Here is a 9,755-nt window from a genome sequence, read left to right as displayed (position 1 = left end):
CTGGATCCACGGGGGCGGCATGATCGTGGGCACCCACCGCGGCACCGAGATCCCCGGCCTCCTCGAAACCGCCCACGAACTCGACCTCGCCCTCATCTCGGTCGACTACCGCCTCGCCCCCGAACACCCCCACCCCGCCCCCGTCGAGGACTGCTACGCGGGCCTGACCTGGATCACCGACAACGCCGCCGACCTCGGCCTGGACCCCACCCGCATCGTCATCGGCGGAGGCAGCGCGGGCGGCGGACTCGCCGCCGCCACCACCCTGCTCGCCCGCGACCGCGGCGGCCCCGCCCTCCAGGGGCAACTGCTCCTGTGCCCCATGCTCGACGACCGCAACGACTCCGTCTCCTCCCACCAGATGGCCGGAACCGGCGTATGGGACCGCACCTCCAACGCCACCGGCTGGGGCGCCCTGCTCGGCCCCCACGCGGGCGGCCCCGACGTCTCCCCCTACGCCGCCCCCGCCCGCGCCGAGGACCTGTCCGGCCTGCCGCCCGCCTTCCTGGACGTGGGCTCCGCCGAGACCTTCCGCGACGAGGTCGTCGACTACGCCTCCCGCATCTGGCAGGCGGGCGGATCAGCCGAACTGCACGTGTGGCCCGGCGGCTTCCACGGCTTCGACGGCATCGCCCCCCAGGCCGCCCTCAGCCGCAGCGCCAACACCCCGCGCCTGCCCTGGCTGCGCCGCGTCACCGGGGCCTGAACCCGGGCACCATGAAGACATGAGAGAACTCCTGGGCAGGATCTCGGCACTGGACCCCGAAGCGGGCGCCGCCGTCAAGGTGATCGCCTACTTCGACGCACTCACCGGAGCCGGAATCGAACCCGTCGTCCGCGGCGCCGCCGTCCTGACCGGCGTCCCCGCCGGGTTCGCCCACCCCGGCCGCGGCCTCGCGCTACGGGTCGACCCCGCAGGAGAGGTCCGACGCACCGCCGCCGACCCCCACCCCTCCTGGTGCTCTGTCCGGGTCGGCGGCGGCGTGCTGTGGCTGGAACGCACCGCAGAACCCGGCCCGGTGGAGGCGATGGTCCTCGAACGCGCGGCCGCCGCCGCCCGCACCCGGCTCGAACGCACCCCGCCCGCGGCGGGCGGACGCGCCGCCCTGGCCCAGGCCCTGGTCGACCCCGGTCTGCCCGAGGAGGAGCGCGCCCGGGCCGCCCGCCGCTTCGGGATCAACCCGGGTTCCCCGGCCCGCGCGGTGGCCGACCACGACGGCGGCGTCCGCGTCCTGACCGCCGCCGAGCCCCCCGGCAAGCGGCGGGCGGGGGTGGGACCGGCCGTGGAGGCGCTGGCCCTGCCCTCCTCCTGGCGCGACGCACGCCGGGCGCTGCGCTTCACCGCGCGGGGCACCGGCGCCGACCCGGGCCCGCGCGTGGTGTTCGCCGAGGAGGTGGGCGGGCTGCTGCTCCTGGCCGACACCGTGCGGCCCGGAAGCGAACCGGTGCCGGACGTCGCTGCCCTGGATCAGGTGGCACGCGAGGCCGCGCCGCTGCTGGCGGCCCTGGACGCGGTGGCCTCCTCCCCCAGCGTGCGGGCCGCGGCGGTCCGGGCGGGAGTACACCACTCCACCCTCCAGGAGAGCCTCGGACGGGCCGAACGGCTGCTGGGCTGGCCGGTGCGCGAGGTGTCGGGACGGCTGCGCCTCCAGGTGGCGCTGGCCCTGCGTCGACTGCACTGCAATCTCTGATTGTCGTTTCTGTTTTCTCTTGATCAGGGTGATGATCGAAAACGGGCACCTTTACGACGTAGATTCAAATATCCGACCAGCCCCTTCACCGTGCGGGTCGGAGTTCTCGTGTCGCACCAGTCGCGCTTTCGGCCGGGGCCCGCTGGCGAACGCTCCTAGTCCACGACGGTGATGCCCAGGGCGGCCAGGATGGTGCCCGCCTGCGCGGAGCTGATGCTGGCCCCCCGCAGGTACCCGGCCTGCTCCAGGGTGGGCTCCCCCAGGTCGGCGCCGCGCAGGTCGGCCCCCGCCAGCTTGACGTTGACCAGGTTGGCGCCGCGCAGCCGCGAATCCGTCCACACCGTCTCGCGCAGGTCCGCGCTGGCCAGGTCGGCCTCGTCCATGCGCATCCCCTCCAGGGTCTGCCCCCGCAGCACCAGCCCCTTGCAGCGGGCCAGCATGAGGTTGCAGTGCGCGAAGGTGTAGCCGATCCCGCGCAGCGAGTTGAGCCCGGCCCCGGTCATCCGGCAGCCGCTGAAGGCGGTGTCGGTGAGCAGGGCGCCCTGCCAGCGGGTGTTGGCCAGGTCCACCCGCTCGAACCTGGCCTCGGTGCACTCGGCGTGCGAGAACACCGCCCCCGAGGCGCTGCCGCCGGTGAAGACCGCGCCCTCCAGGACGGCCCGCTCCAGGCGGGCCCCGTCCAGGCGGCAGTCGCGGAAGACGGCGTCGACCAGGTCGGCGTCGCGCAGGTCCGCCTCGGTCAGGTCGCAGCGGGTGAACACGCGCGGCGCGTCCAGGGGGCGGGCCAGCTGATCGCGCAGGTCGGCGCCGGAAAGGTCGGCGCCGGTGGTCTCGGGGAGAAGGAGGTCGGTACTCATCGCGAGCACCCTAGCGCTGGCCTGTGACACCCGCGCTCCGGCGCGCACACTCCCTGACGCGGACCGCCCGGTGCGGGCCGCTCCCCTCCCCCGGCGTCCCTCCCCCGGCGGGGCCTCAGTCCCGGAGCTTGAGCGCCAGGAACAGGTCCACCCGGTGCTCCAGGCTGCTCAGGTCCCGTCCGGTCAGCTCCTCCACCCGGCCGATCCGGTACCGCAGCGTGTTGACGTGCACGTGCATGGTGGCGGCGCAGCGCTGCCAGGAACCCGAGTGGGCCAGGAACTGCTCCAGGGTCTGCACCAGCTCCGAGCGGTGGTCGCGGTCGTAGGCCAGCAGCGGGCCCAGCAGCCGCTCGCGGTAGGAGGACTGCACCTCCTCGGGGACCGAGGCCAGCAGCAGCTCGTGGGAGTCGATCTCGGCCCCGGCGATCACCCGGGACCGGCCGCCGCGCAGCTCGGCCAGGCGGCGGGCGTGGCGGGCCTCCACGGCGGCGCCGCGCAGGTCGGGAACGCCCCGCACGGCCGAGCTGAGACCGATGGCGAGCCGGTGGTCGAGCAGGCCGCCCTCCAGGACGCGGGCGCGGTGCAGCAGCGCGGCGCGGACGTCCTCGGCGCCGGCGCGGGCGTCGCCCCCCGGCACCGGGACGACGGCCAGGGCGTCCTCGTCGCCGGTGACGACGGCTCCGGGTCGGTCGGCGACCAGTTCGGCGAGCACGCGCCGGGCCAGGTCGGGCACCCGGGGTTCGGGCAGCATGACGGCGCTGACCACGACGTGGCTGCCCTGGCCACTGGCCGGGTCGGTGCCGCGCAGGAGTTCGGTGACCTCGTCGAAGCGCTGGGCGGCCAGCAGCCGGGGCAGCCCCTCCAGGTGGCGGGCGTCGGTCAGGGCGCGCTCCTCGGCGCGGCTGCGGGCGAGCCCGGCGATGGAGACGAGTTCGGCCACCGACTCGTGCTCCTCCTCGGTCCAGGAGCCGTGGTCGCCCTCGCAGACCACCAGCCAGGTGGCCAGGGGGTGGGACTCGCGGGCCTGGACCGGCAGGAGTGTGAGTGCGCGGTCCTCCCGCTGGGGCGTGCGTACGGTGTGCGGCAGGGGCGGGCCGGTCAGGGCGCGGGCGGCGATCCACTCGCGCTCGTCCTCGGGCAGGGGCCCGTCGGAGGCGGCGATGTGGCGGCCCGTACAGGACAGGGCCCAGGCGGCCCGCCCGGTCTGCCCTGCGGCCTCGGCGAAGGCCCGGGGGAAGTCGGCCCCGGCGGCGACGTCGGCCATGAGGCGGCGGTGTCGGTCGCGGGTCTCGGCGATGGTGGTGAAGCGGTGCTGGGTCAGGGAGCGCAGCACCTCCTCGGTGACCGCCCCGAAGGAGGTCTCCGGAGGTACCTCCACCAGGGGCAGGTCGTGGGCGCGACAGGCCTCCACCAGGTCGGCGGGAACCTCGCCCAGGGCGGTCCCGGCGCCGACGGCGACCGCCCCGGCCCCGGCGACGGAGGCCACGAAGGTGCGCGAGTCCTCGGGGCGGGTACGCCACATCATGCCGGTGAGGACGAACTCGCCGCCGCTCAGGTAGCGGGCGGGTTCGAGCAGGTCGGTGGTGTAGGCCCACCGCAGGGTGCGGTCCGCGTGCTCGGCCCCCGACAGGAATCTCAGGTGCAGCCGTGTGACCGCGAGCAGCTCGCTGATCCGCATGAACGTCCCTCTGTCGCTCGTGTGGGCGGCGGGCGCCCCCGGGTGGTACGGCGGCGAACCTTACTCCGGTGACGCCACTTGTAGGAAACGCCCAACGATAACCGTTCGTTCCGCGAACACTTCATGTCATCACTTGCTGGTAGCGACCGCGCTCCCAGTGGTGTACTTCACAACATCGACGAGACCCACCGGGGAAGACGCGACCGACAGACCGCGCCAGGCCGCGAGTGAGCGGCGGCACGACCATGGCGACAAGAGGACCGAGCATGGAGTTCCTGAGCCCCTCCACACTGGAGGAGGCCCTTGAGGCGAAGAGCGCACTGCCCGAGGCGGTGCCCATCATGGGCGGCACCGACGTGATGGTGGAGCTCAACTTCGACAAGAGGCGGCCGCCCGCCCTGATCGACCTGACCCGGATCCCGGAACTGGCCGAGTTCGGGCCGGACGGGGAGCACACCCGCCTGGGCGCGGGCGTGCCCTACACCACGGTGATCGAGCACCTGTCGGAGCGGGCCCCGGCGCTGGCCAGGGCCTCGCGTTCGGTGGCCTCCCCGCAGATCCGCAACCGCGGCACCGTGGGCGGCAACCTGGGCGGCGCCTCGCCCGCCGGGGAGTCCCACCCGCCGCTGCTGGCCACCGACGCGGTGGTCGAGCTGGCGTCGGTGCGGGGCAGGCGCCGGGTGCCCGCCCGCGAGTTCTACCTGTCGCTGCGCACGACCGCGCGCCAGGCCGATGAGCTGATCACGGCGGTGCTGCTGCCCGAGCCGACGGGCCCCCAGCAGTTCGCCAAGATCGGCACGCGCAACGCGATGGTCATCGCGGTGACCTCCTTCTCGCTGGCCCTGGACACCGGGCGCCGGGCCGTGGGGACGGGGGTGGGCTCGGCCGGTCCCACGCCGCTGCGCGCGGAGGCCGCCGAGGAGTTCCTGGCGGCGGAGTTCGACTGGGAGGACGGCCGCCCGCTCGCGGAGCCGGTCGTGCGCAGGTTCGGTGAACTGGTGGCCGCGGCCGCCCGCCCCATCGACGACCAGCGGGGCAGCGCCGAGTACCGCAGGCACGCGCTCTCGGTGATGGCGCGTCGCGCACTGAGCTGGTCGGTCACCGACTACCGGAAGGGAGCCACGCGATGCGCGTGAGTTTCAGGGTCAACGGCGAGGACGTCACCGCCGACGACGTGTGGGCGGGCGAGAGCCTGCTGTACGTGCTGCGTGAGCGGCTGGGGCTGCCGGGCAGCAAGAACGCGTGCGAGCAGGGCGAGTGCGGCTCGTGCACGGTCTACTTCGACGGCGTGACGGCGTGTTCGTGCATGATCGCCGCCGGGCAGGCGCAGGGGCGCGAGGTGCGCACCGTGGAGGGCCTGACTGCGGGCGGGGGCGCCGAGCGCGAACTGGGCACGGTACAGGAGGCCTTCGTGGAGGCGGGCGCGGTCCAGTGCGGTTTCTGCACGCCGGGCCTGCTGGTGCAGACCGACGACCTGCTGGAGCGCACCGTGGGTGCGGGGCTGCCCGCACCGGAGGACGCCGAGATCCGTGAGGCGCTGGCGGGCAACCTGTGCCGGTGCACCGGGTACGAGAAGATCCTCGACGCGGTGCGCCTGGCCGCCTCGCGGCGGATCGGGAGCGGCACGTGAGCGCGGTGGACGGAGACGGGTTCGTCGTCGAGGGCGCCCACGTGGTGACCGTGGACGGCGCGGAGTACGCCGGCGGCCACGTGGTGGTGCGCGGAGGGCGCATCGCCGCGGTGGGCGCGGGACCGGCCCCCGGAGCCGAGGGCCTCGAACGCGTGGACGGGCGCGGGTGCCTGGTCACACCGGGCCTGGTCAACACGCACAACCACCTCTACCAGTGGGCGACGCAGGGGCTGTTCGCCGACGGCACGCTCTTCGAGTGGCTGGTGGGCTCCTACGAGATCTGGGGCCGCCTGGACGCCGACGTGGTGTCGGGGACGACCTCGGCCGGGCTGGCGCACCTGGCGCTGTCGGGGTGCACGACCGCCTCCGACCACCACTACGTCCACCCCTCGGGCCGCGGGGACATCGTGGCCGCCGAGGTGGAGGCCGCCCGCGAGGTGGGCGTGCGCCTGGACCTGGCCCGCGGGTCGATGGACCGGGGCCAGAGCCAGGGCGGGCTGCCGCCGGACGCCGTGGTGGAGACGCTGGAGCGGGCCCTGGCGGGCACCGCCGAGGCCATCGACGCCCACCACGACACCGCGCCCGAGGCGATGACGCGGGTGGCGGTGGCCCCGTGCTCGCCGTTCTCGGTCTCGCGCGGACTGATGGTGGAGAGCGCGGCGCTGGCCCGGGACCGGGGGGTGCGGCTGCACACCCACCTGGCCGAGACGCTCGACGAGGAGGAGCAGTGCCTGGCCGAGTTCGGGTGCACCCCCGTGGAGTACGCCGAGAAGCTCGGCTGGCTGGGCCCGGACGTGTGGTTCGCGCACGCCGTGCACCTGTCGGACGCGGCGATCAGGCGGATCGCGGCCACGGGCACCGGGGTGGCGCACTGCCCCACCTCCAACGCCCGCCTGGGCGCGGGGATCTGCCGGGTCCCCGAGCTGTTGGAGGCGGGCGTGCCGGTGGGCCTGGGCGTGGACGGCCCGGCCTCCAGCGAGCTGACGCCGCTGGCCGGTGAGATGCACCAGGCGCTGTTGATGGCCCGTGCGCGCAGGGGCCCCACGGCGCTCAGCGCCCGCCAGGCGCTGGAGATGGCCACCCTGGGCGGCGCCCGGGTGCTGGGCCGTGACGCCGAACTGGGCTCCCTGGCGGTGGGCAAGCTGGCCGACATCGCCCTGTGGCGGGTGGACGGGTTCGGCTACGACGTGATCGGGGACCCGGTGGTGGCGGCGGTCTTCGGCCCCACCCCGCCCCTGGAGCGGCTCTGGGTCGGCGGGAGCACCGTCGTCGACCGCGGTGAGCTGCGCACCCTGTCCGCGGAGACGGCCGCCGCGCGCGGCCGTGCGGCGCACCGCGCCCTGACGCAGGAGGTGAACCGCTGATGGCGGCGACGACCCGTACCGTGACGGACCTGACGAGCACGACCAGGGACGGGGTGGGCTCCAGCCCGCGCCGCCCCGACGGGACCCTGAAGGTCACCGGCGAGTTCGCCTACTCCTCGGACATGTGGATGGAGGACATGCTGTGGGGGGCGACCCTGCGCAGCCCCCACCCGCACGCCGAGATCCGCGGCATCGACGTCACCGAGGCGCTGAAGGTGCCCGGGGTGCACGCGGTGCTCACCCACGAGGACGTGCCCGGGCAGAAGCGTTACGGTCTGGAGTACCAGGACCAGCCGGTGCTGGCCTTCGACAAGGTGCGCTACAAGGGCGAGGCGGTGGCGATCGTGGCCGCCGACCACCCCGAGACCGCGCGGCGGGCGATGGAGCGCGTCCGGGTGGACTACGCGGTTCTGGAGCCGGTCAGCGACTCCCGGCGGGCCGCGCTGGACCCCGACTGCCCGCCGGTGCACGAGCCGGGCACGGTCCCCGACCACCCCGAGTACAACCCGCGCGGCAACCGCCTGCGCTACCAGCCGGTGCGCACGGGCGCGTTCGCCGCCGCGGCGGGCTCGGCCGGGCGCGAGGGCGAGGTTCTGGAGCGGCTGCGCGCCGAGGCCCACGCGGTGGTGGCCTCCGAGTACGAGGTCGGCATGCAGGACCAGGCCTTCCTGGGCCCGGAGTCGGGCATGGCCGTCCCGGCCGAGGACGGCGGGGTGGACCTGTACGTGGCCACGCAGTGGCTGCACGTGGACCAGCGCCAGATCGCCCCGGCACTGGGGCTGCCCGAGGACAAGGTGCGGCTGACTCTGGCCGGGGTGGGCGGGGCCTTCGGCGCCCGCGAGGACCTGTCGATGCAGATCCACGCGGCCCTGCTGGCGCTGCGCACCGGCAGACCGGTCAAGTTCGTGTACAACCGCGAGGAGTCCTTCTACGGGCACGTGCACCGGCACCCGGCCAGGATGCGCTACGAGCACGGGGCGCGCGCGGACGGCACGCTGCTCTACGCCACGGCGGAGATCATCGTGGACGGCGGCGCGTACGCGTCGGCGACCCCCGCGGTGGTGGGTGTGGCCTCCTCCCTGGGCATCGGCCCCTACGAGGTGGAGAACGTGCTGGTGGACGCCTACGGGGTGTACACCAACAACCCGCCGTGCGGTGCGATGCGCGGGTTCGGCGCGGTGCAGGCCTGCTTCGCCTACGAGTCGCAGATGGACCGGCTCGCCGAGGAGCTGGGGATGCACCCGGTGGACCTGCGGATCAGGAACGCCATGTCGCAGGGCTCGCGGATCATCACGGGCCAGGAGATCGACATGCCGCTGCCGATGGCGGAGATGCTGGAGCGCTGCCGTGCCCTGCCGATGCCGCCCGAGCGCGACGCGCTGACCGACCCCGCCGACCAGCGCACCCTGCCGGGCGGGGTGGCGGGCACCACGCGCGGCGAGGGCGTGGTGCGCGGTGTGGGCTACGGCCTGGGGCTGAAGAACCTGTGCTTCTCGGAGGGGTTCGACGACTACTCCACCGCGCGGGTGCGGCTGGAGGTCGTGGGCGGCGAGCCGGTGGTGCTGGTGCACACGGCGGCGGCCGAGGTCGGTCAGGGCCTGGTGACGGTCAAGGGGCAGATCGCCCGGACCGAGCTGGGCGTGGAGAAGGTGGTCATCGCCCCCGCCGACACCCAGGTCGGCTCGGCGGGCTCCTCCTCGGCCTCGCGGCAGTCGTACATGACCGGCGGCGCGGTCATGACCGCGTGCGCGTCGGTGCGCGCCGAGGTGTTCGCGCTGGCCCGCGAGCGCGGGATCGTGCCCGAGGCGCTGCCCGACACCGACCTGTCCCTGGACGGCGGCAAGCTGGTGTCGGCCACGGTCGGCGCGCTGGTGTCCCTGGCGGACCTGCTGGGGGACTCGGCGCGCGGCGGCACGGTGGTCGAGCACACCCGCGAGTACCACCACCGGCCCACCGAGATGCTCGACCCCAAGCTGGGCCAGGGCTCCTCGCACACCCAGTTCGGGATGTGCGTGCACCGGGCCGTGGTCGACGTGGACGTGGACCTGGGCCTGGTGAAGGTGGTCGCGCTCGACGCGGTACAGGACGTGGGCCGGGTGCTGCACCCCCAGCAGCTGGCCGGGCAGATCCAGGGCGGCTCCACGCAGGGCCTGGGCCTGGCGCTGATGGAGGAGGTGCAGGTCAAGGACGGGGAGATCCGCAACCCCTCGTTCACCGACTACCTCATCCCCACCATCCTGGACACGCCGCCGATGCGGATCGAGGTGCTGGAGCGCCCCGACCCGCACGCGCCCTACGGGCTGCGCGGCGCCGGCGAGCCGCCGACGCTGTCCTCGACCCCGGCCGTCGTGGCCGCGGTGCGCGCGGCCACGGGCAGGGCCCTGACCCACGCGCCGGTGCGCCCGGAGGACATCGTGGGCATCGAGCTGTAGCCGCGACGGGCGGTGCGGCGGTGGAGCCCCCGCCGCGCCGCCCCCCATGAACCGCCCGCCCCGGGTTCGTCGGCGCCCCGGCACCGGGGCGGGTGCACACCGG

8 protein-coding genes are annotated in these 9,755 nt (G+C 74.6%); 6 read left to right on the top strand and 2 right to left on the bottom strand.

All coding sequences use genetic code 11. The features are described from left to right. Both HGB44_RS27700 and HGB44_RS27695 read left to right on the top strand, forming a co-directional pair. On the top strand, window positions 1-706 hold a 706-nt coding region (locus HGB44_RS27700), incomplete at its 5' end, for an alpha/beta hydrolase (protein ID WP_168444177.1). A 19-nt stretch (window positions 707-725) separates the two neighbouring features. After that, entirely contained in the window at window positions 726-1,691 is a 966-nt protein-coding gene (locus HGB44_RS27695) for a helix-turn-helix domain-containing protein (RefSeq protein WP_061080863.1), read from the top strand. A 155-nt stretch (window positions 1,692-1,846) separates the two neighbouring features. Here HGB44_RS27695 and HGB44_RS27690 read toward each other — a convergent pair whose 3' ends face one another. Further along, window positions 1,847-2,548 (bottom strand): pentapeptide repeat-containing protein, encoded by a 702-nt coding sequence (locus HGB44_RS27690; RefSeq protein WP_061080894.1) that lies wholly within the window; start codon window positions 2,546-2,548, stop codon window positions 1,847-1,849. A 115-nt stretch (window positions 2,549-2,663) separates the two neighbouring features. Then, window positions 2,664-4,226, bottom strand: a complete 1,563-nt coding sequence (locus HGB44_RS27685; RefSeq protein WP_061080864.1) for a PucR family transcriptional regulator — start codon at window positions 4,224-4,226, stop codon at window positions 2,664-2,666. A 266-nt stretch (window positions 4,227-4,492) separates the two neighbouring features. Between HGB44_RS27685 and HGB44_RS27680 the strand changes: the two genes are divergently transcribed. Genes HGB44_RS27680 through pucD form a run of 4 tightly spaced genes read left to right on the top strand, consistent with a single transcriptional unit; the run spans window position 4,493 to window position 9,652 of the window. Beyond that, window positions 4,493-5,362, top strand: a complete 870-nt coding sequence (locus HGB44_RS27680) for an FAD binding domain-containing protein (protein ID WP_061080865.1) — start codon at window positions 4,493-4,495, stop codon at window positions 5,360-5,362. Then, complete coding sequence (locus HGB44_RS27675; protein WP_061080866.1) at window positions 5,353-5,856, top strand: (2Fe-2S)-binding protein; 504 nt, start codon at window positions 5,353-5,355, stop codon at window positions 5,854-5,856. Before HGB44_RS27680 ends, HGB44_RS27675 begins: the two co-directional genes overlap by 10 nt. After that, window positions 5,853-7,220, top strand: coding sequence for an 8-oxoguanine deaminase (locus HGB44_RS27670; RefSeq protein WP_231972448.1), 1,368 nt, complete (start codon window positions 5,853-5,855; stop codon window positions 7,218-7,220). Before HGB44_RS27675 ends, HGB44_RS27670 begins: the two co-directional genes overlap by 4 nt. Continuing rightward, entirely contained in the window at window positions 7,220-9,652 is a 2,433-nt protein-coding gene (gene pucD, locus HGB44_RS27665; protein ID WP_061080867.1) for a xanthine dehydrogenase subunit D, read from the top strand. Before HGB44_RS27670 ends, pucD begins: the two co-directional genes overlap by 1 nt. Window positions 9,653-9,755 lie beyond the last annotated feature (103 nt).

Origin of the sequence: Nocardiopsis alborubida (genome assembly GCF_012396365.1) — a bacterium.
Lineage (GTDB): Bacteria > Actinomycetota > Actinomycetes > Streptosporangiales > Streptosporangiaceae > Nocardiopsis > Nocardiopsis alborubida.
The sequence above is the reverse complement of the archived record's forward strand: the minus strand, read 5'-3'. Positions and strand labels throughout refer to the sequence as shown.

Excerpts from the sequence above, each read along its gene's own strand:
- HGB44_RS27685 (WP_061080864.1), bottom strand. The coding sequence starts at position 4,226 with ATGCGGATCAGCGAGCTGCTCGCGGTCACACGGCTGCACCTGAGATTC.
- HGB44_RS27680 (WP_061080865.1), top strand. The coding sequence starts at position 4,493 with ATGGAGTTCCTGAGCCCCTCCACACTGGAGGAGGCCCTTGAGGCGAAG.
- HGB44_RS27675 (WP_061080866.1), top strand. The coding sequence starts at position 5,353 with ATGCGCGTGAGTTTCAGGGTCAACGGCGAGGACGTCACCGCCGACGAC.
- HGB44_RS27690 (WP_061080894.1), bottom strand. The coding sequence starts at position 2,548 with ATGAGTACCGACCTCCTTCTCCCCGAGACCACCGGCGCCGACCTTTCC.
- pucD (WP_061080867.1), top strand. The coding sequence starts at position 7,220 with ATGGCGGCGACGACCCGTACCGTGACGGACCTGACGAGCACGACCAGG.
- HGB44_RS27695 (WP_061080863.1), top strand. The coding sequence starts at position 726 with ATGAGAGAACTCCTGGGCAGGATCTCGGCACTGGACCCCGAAGCGGGC.